Consider the following 16,790-nt stretch of genomic DNA (forward strand, 5'->3'; position numbering starts at 1 on the left):
TTACTGATTAATCCGCAGTAGGCCAATTATACCAAATTGGTGTAACACTATCAGGTAAACGATGAGTTTTACCTAAATCCAAATAACTTATCGCATCGTGAAAATCAGAGCCCTGTGATGCCAGTAAATTAAAATCATTGGCACATTTTGCCAGTAAATTAAGATCATCTAATGTTTGTCGACTTTGTGATACTTCAATTCCATCCCCCGCACATTCTTTGAAATAGTGCATTAAAGTCCGCATTTTACTCAAGGTAAAGTCATATCGTGAGGGATGAGCTAATACCGCTTGTCCGGCTGATTGATGGATCACAGCAATCGCGTTATCAATGCTTGTCCATTTAGGTGCTACATAAGCATAACCCGATTTACCTAAGTATTTTTTGAAGGCACGGTTGATATCTTTAGCATAGCCTTTTGCTACTAAAAAACGGGCAAAATGAGCACGCGAAACAATATCCCCTTTGGCATAGATTTGAGCCTGTTCATACGCGTTATCAATACTGACTTTTTTTAATCGATAAGCTATCGCCTTTGCCCGCTCAATACGCTGATTTTCTTGCTCCGTTAATAACGTATTTAACGATGCGTTTTGCGTATCAATATTGAGACCAACGATATGCACTTCAGTATTTTTCCACAAGGTTGAAATTTCAACACCATTAATTAGTTCAAGCGGCAGCTGATGCGTAGCAATGTAATCACGTGCAGGTGCAAGACCTTGAATGGTATCGTGATCAGTAATGGCTAATACGTTAACTTGATTGTCTACCGCGCGCTGCACTAGCTGGCAAGGCGATAGTACGCCATCAGATGCGGTAGTATGTGAATGCAGATCATAAAGTTTTGTCAAACAAGTCATTAAAAGTATACTTCTCAGTTTTTTACACTATAATTGCGCACTAAAGTCAAATAATAACGACTCGATTATCGCAACTAGTAGCGCCGGATAAATAAAAGGTGATTCTTTGGATAATTAGGGTGTAATATAGCACACAAAATTCGTTATTTCTCATTCTATCTTTAATCTTATACAGGTTTATTATGCAAGCAAAAATTGAATCAGCCCAACAAGATACCTATTCAATCATTGAAGAGCTGTTAAATGACGGTAGCGATCCTGATGCGCTTTATCTGATCGAACATCATATTTCAGCTACTGATTTTGACACACTGGAAAAAGTCGCCGTCGAAGCTTTCAAATTGGGTTATGAAGTGACTGATCCTGAAGATATGGATGATGAAGATAATCAAGAAGTGGTTTGCTGCGATGTGATTGCAGAGGTACCATTAGATGCCGAACTTATTAATGCGCAAATTGCACAATTAATTGAATTAACAACTAAATTTGAGGTTAATTACGATGGTTGGGGAACGTACTTTGAAGATGGTGAAGACGGCGATTTCGACGAAGATGATGAAGAAGAAACTTTACACTAACAACGCAATATTTAAGTGCATCTTTTGATGCACTTAATCATAACAACTGACGAAAACTTATTAATAACTTAGCTCTCAGTATCAAGCTCGGCAAAGCTTTTCACTAGCTCGTCAATCGCTTTCATCTGTTGTAAAAATGGTTCTAATTTTGCTAATGGTAACGCTGATGGTCCATCACATTTAGCATGAGCGGGATCAGGATGAGATTCTAGGAATAGCCCGGCAATGCCAATCGCCATGCCTGCTCGCGCCAGCTCAGTCACCTGACCTCTACGACCACTAGATGCCGATCCCATTGGATCGCGGCATTGTAATGCATGCGTTACATCAAAAATCACTGGTGACCCTTTGCTGACTTTTTTCATAATGTTAAAGCCTAACATATCGACCACTAAATTATCATAACCAAAGCAGCTACCACGATCACATAAAATAATTTGATCATTGCCAGCTTCTTCAAATTTTTCAACAATATTACCCATTTGACCTGGACTGACAAATTGAGGTTTTTTTACATTAATAACTGCCCCCGTTTTTGCCATCGCTACCACTAAATCGGTTTGTCTAGCTAAAAATGCCGGTAATTGAATCACATCAACCACTTCGGCAACGGGTTTACACTGTTCTTCAGAGTGTACGTCAGTAATAATTTTAATGCCAAAAGTCGTTTTTAATTCTTGAAACAGTTTCATCCCCTCTTCAAGACCTGGACCTCGGTAAGAGTGGACAGAAGAGCGATTTGCTTTATCAAATGAGGCTTTAAAAACATAAGGAATTTTGAGTTTTTGCGTCACAGTCACATAGTGCTCACAAATTTTCATTGCTAGATCACGTGATTCAAGCACATTCATTCCACCAAACAGCACAAAAGGCAGATCATTTGCCACTTTAATCTCGCCAATATTAACAATCTTTTGTTTCATAATATTTTCCCACTTCTGGTAATTAAAAATTAAGGCTTAAACCAACGGCCAACAGTCACCCTGTCATTACCACTATAATCGCTGTAAGTCTTAACGAGTTGAAACCCTTGTTGTTTAAAAATAGTTTGCACGATTTCCCCTTGTTTCCAACCATGTTCTATCAGTAGCCACCCATATTGGTTAAGATGTTTCGTAGCACCTTTGACGATGATTTTAATATCAGCAACCCCATTATCCTCAGAGACAAGTGCTGTCCGCGGCTCATAACGCACATCACCTTGAGATAAATGCACGTCCGTTGGCTCAATATAAGGCGGATTGCTCACAATCATTGAAAATTTACGTCCTTTGATTGATTTATACCAATTGCCTAATGAAAAGTACACATTATTTACGCCAATTTGTCTGGCATTTTCTTGTGCAAGTTTTAGTGCCTCGGCGCTATTATCAACCGCGGTAAATAAACAATCAGGCCGCTCAGTTGCCATCGCAATCGTTATCGCCCCAGTGCCCGTTCCTAAATCAAGTACTTCACAAGGCACTTTAGGTAAACACTCTAATGCCAACTCAACTAATTTTTCAGTATCTGGACGAGGAATGAGCGTTGCTGGTGATACGTTGAAGTTGAGCGACCAAAACTCCTTCACACCGGTGATATAAGCAATTGGTTCACCGGCTTGACGTCGCTGTAGATAGGCATTTAACTGCGCTAATTCGTTTTCAGTTAACGTGGTTTCACAAAAAGCCATTAAAAAAGTGCGAGTGCGTCCAGTGACAAATGCTAACAAAATTTCCGCATCACGCCTTGGGCTATCACTACCATTTAACTGCTGTGTGGCATACTTTAACCACGTTAAAAATGTCATGAATCTTGATCCGATAATGCTGCTAATTGATCAGCTTGGTATTCCTGAACAATAGGATCAACAAGCATTTCAAGTTTACCTTCCATCACCTCATCTAAGCGATAGATGGTTAAATTAATACGGTGATCCGTCACGCGTCCTTGCGGATAATTGTAGGTTCGAATCCGGTCTGAACGATCACCAGAACCAAGTAGATTACGTCTTGTTGAGGCCTCCTCTTGCTGACGTTTTTGCCGCTCAGCATCTTGAATACGCGCAGCTAATACCGACATCGCTTTGGCTTTATTTTTATGCTGAGAACGTTCATCTTGGCACTCAACCACAATGCCCGTTGGAATATGGGTGATTCGAATCGCCGAATCGGTGGTATTAACGTGCTGTCCTCCCGCCCCCGAAGAGCGGAACGTATCAATACGTAAATCAGCCGGATTGATTTCCGGTAAATCCGCTTCAGGCACTTCTGGTAACACCGCAATAGTACAAGCAGATGTGTGAATTCGGCCTTGAGATTCGGTTTCGGGCACACGCTGAACTCGGTGACCACCTGACTCAAACTTTAAGTTACCATACACACCATCACCACTGACCAGCAAAATGACCTCTTTATAACCGCCGTGCTCGCCATCATTTGAACTCATAATTTCAGTGCGCCAACGTTTTGACTCAGCATACTTGGTGTACATTCTGGCTAGATCACCGGCAAAAATAGCCGCTTCATCCCCCCCGGTTCCTGCACGAATTTCAAGGAAACAGTTATATTCATCATTCGGATCTTTAGGTAATAATAGAACTTGCAGCTGACTTTCTTGATGCTCGATTTTGGCTTTCGCTTCATCGAGCTCTTCTTGTGCCATTTCGCCCATTTCTGGATCAGATAGCATCATTTTAGCCGTTTCTATATCCTCTTGAGTGGTTTTCCACTGTTCGAAACATTTTACCACATCAGTCAGCTGAGCATACTCTTTCGACAACGCTCTAAAGCGATCTTGCTCGGCAATCACACTAGGATCAGACAATAATGCTTGTACTTCTTCAAATCGTTCTTGTAGTGCTTCTAATTTGGCAATAATTGAGGGTTTCATATAAAGGGGGTACCTTTTTAATAGAGTCATTCAGTAAAATAAAAATTGTATAAAAAAGTCAAACTGCTCGGCATTAGTGATGCTAATGCTCTTTTAGTCCAAGCCCATCACTTAATACTTTTAGGCAGTCACAACAATCCATTGATGCCGCATGAAGTAAAGTTTGGGTTGGGGCATGAATTAATCGATTGGTCAGCTGATGCGATAATTTGCTCAGTACCTCATCAATATCAGCGCCTTGCTTAAGTGCCGAAATCGCTTTATCGGTCAGTTCTAGTTTAATTGTCTCGGCATTTTCACGATATTGCTTAATTAAGTCGACGGCATTACGTGAGCGTAACCATTCCATAAAAACTTCAGCTTCTTCTTGAATAATGTATTCGGCCTCTGTTGCGGCAATCGCTCGCTGCTCAAGGTTAGATTGAACAGTTTTTTGTAAATCATCAAGGGTAAACAAATTGACGCCATCAAGTTCAGCGATTTCCGCTTCAATATCTCGTGGCACAGCTAAATCAATAAATAACATTTGATTATCAACCGCGGCTTGTTTACGCATGGCAATCGAACGCTCCACCATCCCTTTACCGATGATTGGTAACGGACTGGCTGTTGAACTAATCACAATATCCACATCTTTTAAGCGCACCGCGATATCGGGTAGAGCAATAATTTCAGCGTCCATCAAATTTGCTAATTTTAATGCTTTTTCACGGGTACGATTTGCCACAATAATTTTACTAAAACTATGCGGTTTAAGGTAGCGAGCAATGAGTTCAATGGTTTCACCCGCGCCAACAAGCATAATGCTTAACGATGATGCACACTGAAACAAATCACGGGCAATTAAGCAAGCCGAGTACGCAACTGACGCACTATTTGAACCAATATTCGTTTCGGTCCTAACTCGCTTAGCAACATGAAAAATACGCTGAAAGAGTTTTTCAAGTTCACTTGATAAGCACTGATTTTGGTGTGAATAACCATAAGCCTGTTTAACTTGCCCCAGAATTTGTGACTCACCGAGTATCATGGAATCAATACCGCTAGCAACGCGCATAAGGTGCTCAGCCGTTGCTTTACCATCATACCAATAAAGGGAATCTTGATAATCACTGAGGGTAATGTGGTGATATTGACTTAACCACTCTTCGACCGAAACTTTGATACGCGGCAAATCAGTTAAATGCTCATAACTGACATAAATTTCAGTACGATTACACGTAGACAAAATCACACAGCCATTTAGCAATGGATGTTGATATAAGCTATATAGCGCGCCATCAATAGTATCAGGAGAAAAAGCGATTTTTTCCCGTAATGCGACAGGTGCTGTTTTATGGTTAATACCCAGTATTGCGATAGACATTGCTCAATGATTTCTTTATTTAGATTAAAACGACAATCTTATCTATTATTGTGACCAATTATACACAAAAAAAGTGAAAAGGTTAACAGCTTCACACGGTGAAATACAATTGATTCCCTTGTTTGCAACTATTGGTTATAATAAAGGCTATGATTTTCATAAATAGTGAAAGAATAATGCGTCTATTTTCTTACGGTTATCGTGCCATTGTCATGTTATTGATTGGCGCTTTACTGGTTGCCTGTGCCAATCAACCTAATGAACAAAGTCAACAGCTGGCGAATAAATCACATCAAGCCGCTTTATCCCAGCTCATCAACTATCAAGCGACCGGCAGCTTATCTTATATTACCGATAGTACCAAATATTATGGCCGCTTTTTTATCAATCAGATTTCAGACAATCAATATCAATTAAAATTAACTACGCCGGTTGGTACCTCAATTTTCTCATTAACCGTTACCCCTTATTTAGCTGAGCTAACTGATCGTAATGGTAAAAAATATACTGATGAGAATGTTGAACGCTTAGTCGCCAAACTAACTGGAATGAATATCCCATTCAAATCATTACACAATTGGTTTAAAGGTGTATCAGATAACCCAAGCAAAGATATTCTTGATAGCAAAGGACGACTCAGTAAAACAATGTTGATGCAAGATAATCAAACCTGGTTAATGACTATCACCAAATATGATACTTACTCGTTTGCCAATAAAACGATTGATTTGCCGGCAGTCATTGAACTCACTAATCAGCAAAATCAGCTGAAAATGACCATTAATAATTGGAAACTCAATTAATATGTGTGATAAACGCGCCTGGTTATCACCGGCTAAATTAAATCTATTTTTGTATATCACTGGTCGCCGTGCTGATGGTTATCACAATTTACAAACCCTATTCCAGTTTATCGATTATAGTGATTCGCTCTATTTTGACCGTCGGCAAGACGATAAAATTTGCTTACAAACCGAGTTTACTCTCGTGCCACACGACGACAATTTAATTATCAAATCAGCAAACATGTTACTTACTTATATGCGGCAAAGCCAAGCTGATTTTCGTCCGCCTTTCGGTATCGATATTACGATTGATAAAAAATTACCGATGGGTGGCGGCTTAGGTGGCGGCTCATCCAATGCGGCAACCACCCTAATTGCCTTGAATCAGCTCTGGCAACTTGGATTGTCTACGCCGGTTTTAATGCAAATTGGCCAAAAACTTGGCGCCGATGTACCCATTTTTATTTTTGGTCTCAGTGCTTTTGCGCAAGGTATTGGTGATGAGCTAGTGGCTATTGATGTGCCAGAAAAATGGTACTTGGTGGTCAAGCCAAATGTCGAAATTGCCACAGCCAAAATTTTTAATGCACCCAGTTTGAAACGTGACAGCGTCACTAGAAGAATTGATGAATTGCTCACAACGCCATTTAATAATGATTGTGAACCAACCGTGCGCGCCCTTTATCCCCAAATTGATGATTTAATTAATCGATTATCTCAATTTGCGCCAACGCGCTTAACCGGCACCGGCTCATGTATTTTTAGTGAATGTAATACACAAGAGCAAGCTATGCAGCTACAGCAGCACCTTGCTGGCGAGGATGTTGTATGCTTTATCGCCAAAGGCATCAATCAATTATGCCGCTAATGCGCTATTTTATGCATTGCCATGCTAAACATAACAACTCACTGAACTAGCAATGGATAACGCGCTTTGTGATTTTTTAATTAACCTTTATACTGCTTACCATTAAAGATAGCGTGAATAATAGCGCGCTATGCAATATCACTATGTCAAAGAGAATACTATGCAAAAAAGAATTATCGCCATTGCGAGTCTGCTGTTGCCCTATTATGTGATGGCTTCAGCGCAAGATAATGGTATTGGTGTCAGTGGATCGTGGACGCAATCACCTTATGTCGGTAAAAGTACTGATTTTTCACTCATGCCATTAATTAATTATGACTCAAAATATCTGTTTATTTCAGGGACGTCTGGTGGTGTCCACGTTTGGCAAGATGGCAATCAACAGGTAGATATCACCCTTGATTATCAATCACTAGGACTTAAACCATCCGATAGTGATGATGTTAGAGTTAAACAACTTGACCGCCGTAAATCGACCCTATTAAGCGGGGTCGCTTACACGCTGACAACCGCCTATGGTCAGTTTTCTGGCGAAGTGGCAGCCGATGTGCTTGATAATAGCAATACCGTTTCGGTTGATTTGGAATATGCCGCTTATGCGCAATTAACTAATAAGTTGGCCATCATCCCACAGTTAGGTGTGACATGGTTTAATAGCTCGCATAACCGGTATTATTACGGCGTGAGTGAACAAGAATCCTTACGTAGTGGTTTATCCACTTACCGACCACATAGTGGCGTAACGCCATATGCCACCTTGACGGCAACTTATGACTTCACCAGTAAGTGGTCAGCAGTATTTGAATATGATTTCATCTTGTTAGGTAACCAAGTCAAATCAAGTCCGATTGTTAACCGTTCAAATACCAGCGAAATTACCGCCGGTATTATGTATGCATTCTAATTAACACGTAGGAGAATAAAAATACCTTACCGGTTTTTATTCTCCTCACCGGCCGACTCATATTACCCGTTATGTAAACAACAACCGTTTACTTTGTGATCATAACACCTTATCAACTATGCACGGTTTTACACATTTTCTGGTAATAAACCTGTTTATAACCCAGATTTATTTAATAAAGTCAAAAGACTAGCTAAAAGGTTAAATTTTAACTACTAAAAAAAATCACCGATCTTGACCGCACAAGGCTTGACAACGCTATTTTTATACCTTGTTTAGCATCAATAATATTGCCAATATGCGCAACTGCATGACAATTAAAGATGACTCAATTATCACATCGCGTATCCATAGCGGTGTATAACGACCAAATAACCTAACGCGTGATTATAGAGCGCTTTTAACATCATCTGCCGCTTTGGTGATCGTGCTGCCGCCGTCTTGGATATCTTCGCCAGCACCAGCAATCGTGTTACAACCCGATAAAAATACCAACGATGTAACTAATATAACAATCATTTTTTTCATAATGTAATCCACCTATTTAACGATAATATTCCGGCGTATCTTCACAAACTCGCGCCTAAGTCACAATCAAATTTATGCGCTTTAACATATTTTTAACTTAATTTTTTAACTGCGAATGGCCGCATAGCTACGCTCTTCTCGACGATGTGTTGAAATTAGCTCGGTATGATAAATCATCCTTGATTGACAGTTTAAGCCACCGTCATTGAATAAACAGCAATAGCGCCAAACGCAGCAAGATTAGGTAAATAACAATTGGGATAAATCCTAGATAACAAAAAAGCCAGCTATCATCATGATAAAGCTGGCTTCTTTAGTTATTTTAAACGGTTTACAACGCTAGTGCATTATTCCCACTCAATGGTTGCAGGCGGTTTACCACTAATATCATACACCACACGCGAGATACCATTCACTTCGTTAATGATACGATTTGATACGCGGCCTAAGAATTCATATGGTAAATGTGCCCAATGTGCCGTCATAAAGTCAACAGTTTCAACCGCACGTAACGAGACAACCCAGTCGTATTTACGTCCATCACCCATTACACCAACCGAACGCACCGGTAAAAATACCGTGAAAGCTTGGCTGACTTTATGGTAAAGATCGGCTTTGTAGAGTTCTTCAATAAAAATCGCATCGGCTTGACGCAGTAAATCACAAAACTCTTTTTTCACTTCACCCAGTACGCGAACGCCAAGGCCTGGTCCTGGGAATGGATGACGATATAGCATATCGTAAGGTAAGCCTAGCTCTAATCCTATCTTACGCACTTCATCTTTAAATAGCTCACGTAATGGCTCGACTAAGCCCATTTTCATATCTTCTGGTAAACCGCCCACATTATGGTGTGATTTAATCACATGCGCTTTACCAGTATCTGCCGCCGCTGATTCAATCACATCAGGGTAAATGGTGCCTTGTGCTAACCATTTGACATCTTTAAGTTTGGTCGCTTCTTCATCAAAGACTGCCACAAACTCACGGCCAATGATTTTACGTTTCGCTTCTGGTTCAGCTTCACCTTTTAATGCACTCATAAAGCGCTCTTCGGCATTGACAGCAATGATATTCAGGCCAAATTTATCGCCAAACATATCCATCACTTGCTGCGCTTCGTTTAAACGCAATAAACCATGGTCAACAAAGACACACGTTAATTGATCGCCAATTGCTTGATGTAATAATAGTGCCGTCACCGATGAATCAACCCCACCAGATAAACCTAATAGCACTTTATCTTTACCGACTTTTTGTTTAATTCTGGCTATCGCATCAGTAATAATTGACGATGGTGTCCAGAGTTTTTCACAATGACAAATATCAATCACAAAACGCTGTAATAGTTCTAAACCTTTCACAGTATGTGTCACTTCCGGGTGGAATTGCACGCCATAAAATTGTTTTTCATCATTGGCCATAATCGCAAACGGACAAGTCTCAGTGCGGCCAACAACTTTGAAGTTATCGGGAATCGCGGTCACTTTATCACCGTGGCTCATCCAAACATCAAGCTCATCAATACCCGCGTTATTTTTGCTATCAAAGATACCATCGGTTAAGCGTGATGAATTCACTAGCTCAACTTTGGCATAACCAAACTCACGCTGATTTGAAGCTGTGACTTTACCACCTTCACCAAGCTGGACTGCCATCGTTTGCATGCCGTAGCAAATCCCTAACACCGGCACACCCGCCTTAAAGACGTATTCCGGTGCTCTTGGGCTATTTGCTTCAGTCGTACTTTCTGGGCTACCTGACAAAATAATCCCTTTAGGATTAAACTGTTTGATTTTCTCTTCAGATACATCCCATGGCCAAAGTTCACAATAAACCCCGATTTCTCGTACACGACGAGCGATCAGCTGTGTCACTTGTGAACCAAAATCAAGAATTAAAACGCGTTGTTGGTGGATGTCTTTTGTCATTAAAATTTTCCTAAAGCAAAATAAGTGGACTAAAATCAACATCAAAATAGATTTTTTGATTCAATTACAATTTAAAGATATTTAAACATCGCATTTCATTAAAATGCGATGTTTAAAAACCCTAAATAAATATGAGGCGACATTATATCACCTCATATAATTAATGCTACTTCCTAACAACAGACGATTATTATTGGGTAGCTTGGATCGCAGTTAATGCGATAGTATAAACGATATCGTCAACTAAAGCACCACGTGACAAGTCATTAACCGGTTTACGCATACCTTGTAACATTGGTCCGATAGAGATCAGATCCGCTGAGCGTTGTACCGCTTTATAAGTGGTATTACCGGTATTTAAGTCAGGGAAAATAAACACGGTCGCTTGACCTGCCACTTTAGAGTTAGGCGCTTTAGATTTAGCAACATCTGGCATTACCGCAGCATCGTACTGTAATGGGCCATCAATTAATAAATCAGGGCGTTTTTCTTGAGCAATACGCGTTGCTTCTTTCACTTTTTCAACATCAGCACCTTGGCCTGAATTACCTGTTGAGTAAGAGATCATCGCAACTTTTGGTTCAATACCAAACGCAATCGCGGTATCAGCTGATTGAATAGCGATTTCAGCGAGTTCTTGCGCGTTTGGATCTGGATTAATTGCACAGTCACCATAGATATACACTTGTTCAGGCATCAACATAAAGAAGACGGATGACACAAGTGAACTACCTGGCGCGGTTTTGATTAATTGTAATGGTGGACGAATGGTATTCGCTGTCGTGTGCACCGCACCAGACACCAAACCATCAACTTGCGCTTGCTCTAACATCATCGTACCAAGTACCACGTTATCCGCTAATTGTTCACGCGCTAAAATATCAGTCATGCCTTTATTTTTACGTAATTCAACTAAACGTGCTACGTAGTTTTCACGAATCACTTCAGGATCTAAAATTTCAACATTTTGTCCTAACGTTACGCCTTGAGATGCGGCAACACGTTTAACTTCGTCTGGATTACCGAGTAACACACATCTTGCAATGCCACGATCCGAACAAATCGCGGCTGCTTTGATTGTTCTTGGCTCATCGCCTTCTGGTAATACGATCGTTTTTTGTGCTTTACGGGCAAGCTCAGTTAATTGATAACGAAATGCAGGTGGCGATAGACGAATACTACGTGATAGATCTTGTTCAGCTAATGAACGAATCCAAGATGAATCAATGTAGTCAGCAACAAAGTTTTGCGTCATATCAAGTCGGTCTTTATCATCAACTGGAATTTCAAGATTAAAACGTTGTAAATTAATTGAGGTTTGGAACGTATTGGTATCAACACTGAAAATTGGTAAGCCAGTATCAAACGCTTGTTTACATAAGTCATGAACATTTTTATCAATATCATAACCGCCAGTTAATACCACCCCACCGATCTCAACGCCGTTCATAACAGCAAGTGAAATGGTCGTTAATACATCGGCACGATCGGCTGAAGTGACTAACAACGCATTAGGTATTAAATGAGAAATGATATTCGGTACGCTACGTGAACAAAATGAAATGTGTTTAATACGACGTGAACTGATTTCACCACGGTTAATAATTTTAGCGTTAAGGTGATTGGCCATATCAATAGCACGGCATGCAGATAGATCGATATTCCATGGAATACAACCTAATACCGGTAACGGGCTATGGGGTTTTAAATCATCAATAGTGATTTTTTCAGCATTAAATTTTGGCGTATTGGTATTATAAATATCAACCACATCAGGTCTAACAAGTGTCTGTGCATCAAGTGGTGCATTCACTTTATTGACGATAACACCAATGATTTTTTCATTTTTGATACCGCCAAAATTGGCACGAGCGATTTCAACTTTCTCTTTTAACTGTTCTGGTTTATCGCTACCCATCCCCATAACAAACACAATTTCAGCGCCTAATGTTTTAGCGATACTAAAATTGAGTTCATTAGCAAATGGATAATGCGAACTTGGTACGATACCTTCAACAAGTACCACTTCTGAATCTTTATTGCTTTCAGCATAAAGGGCAATAATTTCTTCCATTAACACGTCTTGTTGGTTTAACCCTAACAATTTTTCCACATAACTCATTTTTAATGGTTTATTGGTTGGAATTGATGTGTTGCTTTGAATCAAGCTAGTTGTTTGATCAGGGCTGTCAGAACCGAGTACTGACTGTGAAATTAACTTAAATAAACTAATCTTAACGCCTTGACGTTCCATTGCGCGAATGACACCCAAGCTAACACCCGTTAAGCCGACATTTGAGCCAGTAGGAATTAACATAATTGTACGAGCCATTGTCTATACTCCTCTATATCAATCTAAAAAAAACCGCCTCTTCTAGGCGGTTGTCCTTCATATTATGCGGTTAAGCGTGCCGCATCTTGTGCAATGACGAGTTCTTCATTAGTTGGAATAACCAACGCACAACGAGTCCCTTCTTTATTAATCGCCCCACCTTTACCAAATCGTGCAGCAAGGTTGCGCTCTTCGTCTAGTTCAAAACCAAGAATGCTTAATTTTTCCATCACTTTTTGACGAACAGCACCTGAGTTTTCACCGATACCGCCAGTAAATACGATAGCATCAAGGCGACCATCAAGTAATACACTATAACCACCAATGTATTTCACTAAACGGTGAACAAAAACGTCTAACGCATTGGTCGCGCCTTCGTCTTTACCGTAGTTATCTTCAACATAACGGCAATCGCTGCTCACGCCGGTTAATCCTAATAAACCTGATTGTTTATTTAATAGATTATTGATATCAGCAACAGACATTTTTAAGTTGTCATGTAAAAAGAACATAATAGCAGGATCGATATCACCACTACGTGTCCCCATCACTAAGCCTTCTAATGGCGTTAAGCCCATTGACGTTTCAACGCATTCACCATTTTTAACCGCCGTAATTGATGCACCATTACCTAAATGGCAAGTGATAACATTGGTTTGTTCAACAGGTTTATTTAAAATTTTTGCAGCTTCACGGCTTACATAGAAATGGCTTGTTCCATGCGCACCATAACGACGAATAGCGTGTTTTTCATAAAGCTCTTTAGGTAGAGCATATAAATACGCTTCTTTCGGCATAGTCGTGTGAAATGCAGTATCAAATACAGCAACGTTTTTATCTTTTAAATGAGGGAAAGCGGCAAATGCTTCTTTGATACCAATTAAATGAGCAGGATTATGTAAAGGTGCAAATGCTGCAGCATCTTCAATACCTTTTAATACAGAATTATCAATCACAACTGATTGCGTATATTTTTCACCACCATGAACAATTCGGTGACCGATTGCTTTAATATTGGCAAGCAGTTCTGGTTTTTTGCTAAAAATATTTTTAACAATAAATTGTAATGCTTGGCTGTGTGCAGCACCCGCACCGAGTGAAGCCTCAGATTTTTCACCATCTAACTTCCACTTGATTCGAGCATCAGGTAGGTTAAAACACTCAGCTAAACCAGAAATAAATTCATCACCATTTGCAGGATCGATAATGGCAAATTTTAGTGACGAACTGCCACAATTAAGAACGAGAACGAGATTGCTCGACATAGAAAACCCTTTTTTAAAATAAAAGAAATACACCAATACCATATTGGTGATACTGTTAAAATAAAATACTTATCAATGTAGCCGATATTGGCTCATTTTACCCAGGGATTATATTTTGATCTCTTCTATTTTTATCGTTAGAATAGAGAAAATAAAATTCCTAAAATTTGTGGGCACTATTGTAAGGCAATAAATAATTATTGTCGAGGAATCCTCAAGCAATGAATCTAATAAAGTTATTTCAACTGGGGCGGCGCTATATGAAAATCTGCCCAACAGATAAGCACTTAGCCCCCACTTTTCCTGAAATTAAAATTATTTCAGCCATTAAATATGCGATTAAATATTTACCAGTTTTTCTTATTTTGCTCTTTTTGTGGCAATTTTATCAGCGTGCTGGTATGGTTAGCGCCGTGATTACCGGTATTTTCGCTATCAGTTTACCAATTCATGGCGTTTTATGGCTTGGGAAACGTGCCAACACGCCATTACCGCTTAATCTTTTACCTTGGTATTTACACACCAAACAAAAATTGATCGAACTCGGTGTACTGGCAGCAAAACCGGACAAAAAAGATGAGATGAATTTGATGCATTTTATGCAGTTATATGACTTATCGAGCCGCTATCTCAGCGATGATGATAATCAGATCACATAACGCACTATTTTAATTGAATTATAAGGTGATATTTCGTGACCAAAAACGATATGTTTTTATCCGTATTAAAAGATAAAATCACATTATTATCAACACAGTGTGCACCGTTTGCCAATACTAAACTGCATGCACCGTGTTTTGATGCACAGTTATTTCACTATCAAGGTGTGTTATTAAATGGTTATCAACCCTATTTGTTAGAGCTCGATGACAATTTTCAAAAATTAACTCAGCTCATTGCTAAAGATAACCACAATGATCACCTTGAACAAATCGTGTTCTTATCGACATTGATCGTCAACCAACTCAATGCGCTACAGCGTGAAATTGCCACACACACTTTGCGTAGCACAGAACAAATAGCCCATAACCATGCCACACTGCATGAACAATATGCTCGAAATTTGGGTTATTTAAATCGCTTAGAAGCATTAAAATACCAGTTACAACAAACGCCATTAGCTAATGCAGTAGAACATCGAAAACAGCTTTCAACACTGGAAAGTCGCATCGCACGCTGTCAATACGCTTTATCTCAAATTGATCAAAAAATCGAGCAAACCACTGCTATTAGTTAACCTGAGTCATACTAATTAAAGCAATAATTGCAACAATTTTAGTGATAATGGCCATAATAAGGCTCACCTGACGATCAATTTTTACTCTTTGTATACGCCATCACGCCCTTTGAGTAAAGGATCGGGATAGTCAAGCAAGTAGTATTGGTCAGCAATATAGTCATCAGGAAACCTTGCTAAACAAGCTTTTAAATAATCAATTGGTTCACGCAGCGATGTTTTCCCTTGTCGATAGGCTAAAATTACCTCGGTGAGCTGCTGTTTTTCAGTCGCCGGTAACTGACGGTTAAAATAACCTTGTATATGCATCAATGCATTGGTGTGATTTTCGCATGTTGCCGGCTGAGCCAATAACTGCATGAAGCGACCTCGATATTCGCACCAAAAGGCAGTTAAATCTTGCCACTTTTCGATCTGAGCGACAAATGGACCTAACTGCCGGTATAGCGGCTGCGAGTGTGCGAGCAATAAATATTTATAGCGACTATGAAATGTCAGTAAGGCTCGACGAGTAAGCGGCTGCAAAGCTAATTGATTTAATCGATATAACGCCACAATACGTATCATAAAATGGGTTTGCACATCCGTATCCGCCAGGTGAAGATGATCTTCAATCGGCATCCAAGGGTAATGCTGCCTGAGCTGCGCGGTAAAAACGCCATCGGTCAAGGCAATAAAATCATGACTTTCATTATCCAATAATTTAGCATTCGCTAAACCACAACTCGGTGACTTGCCGCACACGATATAACCGCATAGTGCCCTTAACTTAGGAATGGTTTGCTGGCAGAACTGACTGATTTTATGGTGAATATTTTGCTCATCGCCATGATTAAATCGCAAAATCGTACTGAAATCTGGCTGCTGATATAAGCCGAGCGTTGGCCTTGGGCTGGGCAGACCGATTGCCATTTCCGGACAAATTGGTTGATACTCAACATAAGGTTGCAGCGTTTCAACCGCCAAGGGCAATCGTTTGTGCCCACCGTCGTAACGAACCGCATCGCCAAGCAGGCACGGGCTAATTCCGATGCGTAACGGATTGTGACTTGCTCGCGTTGGCTGACGTATATCAACTTTCATACCCATCTCGTTATATCAGTGCAATTCATCCTAATAATTTAGCGAAAAACAACCCTGCTGTATAGTTAAAAACGCGCTAATCACTCTGTGACTTGCAGATACTGTCAATGATTATTGCTTAAGATTGTACCTTAATCATCACTCAGTAATAGATTTTTCCCTTAATCCCAAAATCATACA

At 39.9% G+C, this 16,790-nt stretch carries 16 protein-coding genes; 6 read left to right on the plus strand and 10 right to left on the minus strand.

Annotated features, from left to right (window positions below):
- Window positions 1-7: 7 nt before the first annotated feature.
- On the minus strand, window positions 8-862 hold the full coding sequence (gene rnm / locus DES39_RS04170; RefSeq protein ID WP_121144481.1) for an RNase RNM: 855 nt from the start codon (window positions 860-862) through the stop codon (window positions 8-10).
- A gap of 182 nt (window positions 863-1,044) precedes the next feature.
- Between rnm and rraB the strand changes: the two genes are divergently transcribed.
- Entirely contained in the window at window positions 1,045-1,440 is a 396-nt protein-coding gene (gene rraB / locus DES39_RS04175; RefSeq protein ID WP_121144482.1) for a ribonuclease E inhibitor RraB, read from the plus strand.
- Between the two features lie 68 nt (window positions 1,441-1,508).
- Here the strand turns inward: rraB and kdsA are convergent, their stop codons facing one another.
- The 4 genes from kdsA to hemA form a co-directional block, all read right to left on the minus strand.
- A complete protein-coding gene (gene kdsA / locus DES39_RS04180) occupies window positions 1,509-2,363 on the minus strand; it encodes a 3-deoxy-8-phosphooctulonate synthase (RefSeq protein ID WP_121144483.1) in 855 nt (284 codons plus the stop codon).
- Window positions 2,364-2,392: 29 nt separating this feature from the next.
- Window positions 2,393-3,229, minus strand: a complete 837-nt coding sequence (prmC, locus tag DES39_RS04185) for a peptide chain release factor N(5)-glutamine methyltransferase (protein ID WP_121144484.1) — start codon at window positions 3,227-3,229, stop codon at window positions 2,393-2,395.
- Window positions 3,226-4,311 (minus strand): peptide chain release factor 1, encoded by a 1,086-nt coding sequence (prfA, locus tag DES39_RS04190; RefSeq protein WP_121144485.1) that lies wholly within the window; start codon window positions 4,309-4,311, stop codon window positions 3,226-3,228. Before prfA ends, prmC begins: the two co-directional genes overlap by 4 nt.
- Before the next feature lie 82 nt (window positions 4,312-4,393).
- Window positions 4,394-5,677, minus strand: coding sequence for a glutamyl-tRNA reductase (gene hemA / locus DES39_RS04195; protein ID WP_121144486.1), 1,284 nt, complete (start codon window positions 5,675-5,677; stop codon window positions 4,394-4,396).
- Between the two features lie 176 nt (window positions 5,678-5,853).
- Between hemA and lolB the strand changes: the two genes are divergently transcribed.
- The 3 genes from lolB to DES39_RS04210 all read left to right on the plus strand — a co-directional run bounded on the left by lolB (window position 5,854) and on the right by DES39_RS04210 (window position 8,234).
- On the plus strand, window positions 5,854-6,480 hold the full coding sequence (gene lolB / locus DES39_RS04200; protein WP_170143339.1) for a lipoprotein insertase outer membrane protein LolB: 627 nt from the start codon (window positions 5,854-5,856) through the stop codon (window positions 6,478-6,480).
- 1 nt (window position 6,481) lies between these two features.
- The gene (ispE, locus tag DES39_RS04205; protein WP_121144488.1) at window positions 6,482-7,330 is read left to right on the plus strand and encodes a 4-(cytidine 5'-diphospho)-2-C-methyl-D-erythritol kinase; all 849 of its coding nucleotides are present in this window, start codon (window positions 6,482-6,484) and stop codon (window positions 7,328-7,330) included.
- Between the two features lie 160 nt (window positions 7,331-7,490).
- Window positions 7,491-8,234: a MipA/OmpV family protein gene (locus tag DES39_RS04210; protein WP_170143340.1), complete on the plus strand. Its 744-nt coding sequence runs from the start codon at window positions 7,491-7,493 to the stop codon at window positions 8,232-8,234.
- A gap of 387 nt (window positions 8,235-8,621) precedes the next feature.
- Here the strand turns inward: DES39_RS04210 and DES39_RS04215 are convergent, their stop codons facing one another.
- From DES39_RS04215 to DES39_RS04230, 4 genes are all read right to left on the minus strand, one after another.
- On the minus strand, window positions 8,622-8,762 hold the full coding sequence (locus DES39_RS04215; RefSeq protein ID WP_121144490.1) for an entericidin A/B family lipoprotein: 141 nt from the start codon (window positions 8,760-8,762) through the stop codon (window positions 8,622-8,624).
- Between the two features lie 347 nt (window positions 8,763-9,109).
- Window positions 9,110-10,693: a glutamine-hydrolyzing GMP synthase gene (guaA, locus tag DES39_RS04220; RefSeq protein ID WP_121144491.1), complete on the minus strand. Its 1,584-nt coding sequence runs from the start codon at window positions 10,691-10,693 to the stop codon at window positions 9,110-9,112.
- Window positions 10,694-10,883: 190 nt separating this feature from the next.
- On the minus strand, window positions 10,884-13,025 hold the full coding sequence (gene pta, locus DES39_RS04225) for a phosphate acetyltransferase (protein ID WP_121144492.1): 2,142 nt from the start codon (window positions 13,023-13,025) through the stop codon (window positions 10,884-10,886).
- 62 nt (window positions 13,026-13,087) lie between these two features.
- On the minus strand, window positions 13,088-14,290 hold the full coding sequence (locus DES39_RS04230; protein WP_121144493.1) for an acetate kinase: 1,203 nt from the start codon (window positions 14,288-14,290) through the stop codon (window positions 13,088-13,090).
- Window positions 14,291-14,511: 221 nt separating this feature from the next.
- On the opposite strand from DES39_RS04230, the gene yfbV reads away from it, so the two are divergent.
- Window positions 14,512-14,949, plus strand: a complete 438-nt coding sequence (gene yfbV, locus DES39_RS04235; RefSeq protein ID WP_121144494.1) for a terminus macrodomain insulation protein YfbV — start codon at window positions 14,512-14,514, stop codon at window positions 14,947-14,949.
- Window positions 14,950-14,984: 35 nt separating this feature from the next.
- Window positions 14,985-15,527 carry a primosomal replication protein PriC gene (gene priC, locus DES39_RS04240; RefSeq protein WP_121144495.1) on the plus strand — a complete coding sequence of 181 codons (543 nt, stop codon included), beginning with the start codon at window positions 14,985-14,987 and terminating at the stop codon, window positions 15,525-15,527.
- Window positions 15,528-15,608: 81 nt separating this feature from the next.
- On the opposite strand, the gene DES39_RS04245 is transcribed toward priC, so the two are convergent.
- Complete coding sequence (locus DES39_RS04245) at window positions 15,609-16,610, minus strand: YbgA family protein (protein ID WP_121144788.1); 1,002 nt, start codon at window positions 16,608-16,610, stop codon at window positions 15,609-15,611.
- Window positions 16,611-16,790: the final 180 nt, after the last annotated feature.

It is taken from the genome of Orbus hercynius (assembly GCF_003634275.1).
Lineage (GTDB): Bacteria > Pseudomonadota > Gammaproteobacteria > Enterobacterales > Orbaceae > Orbus > Orbus hercynius.

Coding starts and splice junctions, on each gene's coding strand:
- DES39_RS04210 (WP_170143340.1), top strand. CDS start 7,491: ATGCAAAAAAGAATTATCGCCATTGCGAGTCTGCTGTTGCCCTATTAT.
- DES39_RS04230 (WP_121144493.1), bottom strand. CDS start 14,290: ATGTCGAGCAATCTCGTTCTCGTTCTTAATTGTGGCAGTTCGTCACTA.
- prmC (WP_121144484.1), bottom strand. CDS start 3,229: ATGACATTTTTAACGTGGTTAAAGTATGCCACACAGCAGTTAAATGGT.
- yfbV (WP_121144494.1), top strand. CDS start 14,512: ATGAATCTAATAAAGTTATTTCAACTGGGGCGGCGCTATATGAAAATC.
- prfA (WP_121144485.1), bottom strand. CDS start 4,311: ATGAAACCCTCAATTATTGCCAAATTAGAAGCACTACAAGAACGATTT.
- guaA (WP_121144491.1), bottom strand. CDS start 10,693: ATGACAAAAGACATCCACCAACAACGCGTTTTAATTCTTGATTTTGGT.
- kdsA (WP_121144483.1), bottom strand. CDS start 2,363: ATGAAACAAAAGATTGTTAATATTGGCGAGATTAAAGTGGCAAATGAT.
- lolB (WP_170143339.1), top strand. CDS start 5,854: ATGCGTCTATTTTCTTACGGTTATCGTGCCATTGTCATGTTATTGATT.
- ispE (WP_121144488.1), top strand. CDS start 6,482: ATGTGTGATAAACGCGCCTGGTTATCACCGGCTAAATTAAATCTATTT.
- rraB (WP_121144482.1), top strand. CDS start 1,045: ATGCAAGCAAAAATTGAATCAGCCCAACAAGATACCTATTCAATCATT.
- hemA (WP_121144486.1), bottom strand. CDS start 5,677: ATGTCTATCGCAATACTGGGTATTAACCATAAAACAGCACCTGTCGCA.
- pta (WP_121144492.1), bottom strand. CDS start 13,025: ATGGCTCGTACAATTATGTTAATTCCTACTGGCTCAAATGTCGGCTTA.
- rnm (WP_121144481.1), bottom strand. CDS start 862: ATGACTTGTTTGACAAAACTTTATGATCTGCATTCACATACTACCGCA.
- DES39_RS04215 (WP_121144490.1), bottom strand. CDS start 8,762: ATGAAAAAAATGATTGTTATATTAGTTACATCGTTGGTATTTTTATCG.
- DES39_RS04245 (WP_121144788.1), bottom strand. CDS start 16,610: ATGAAAGTTGATATACGTCAGCCAACGCGAGCAAGTCACAATCCGTTA.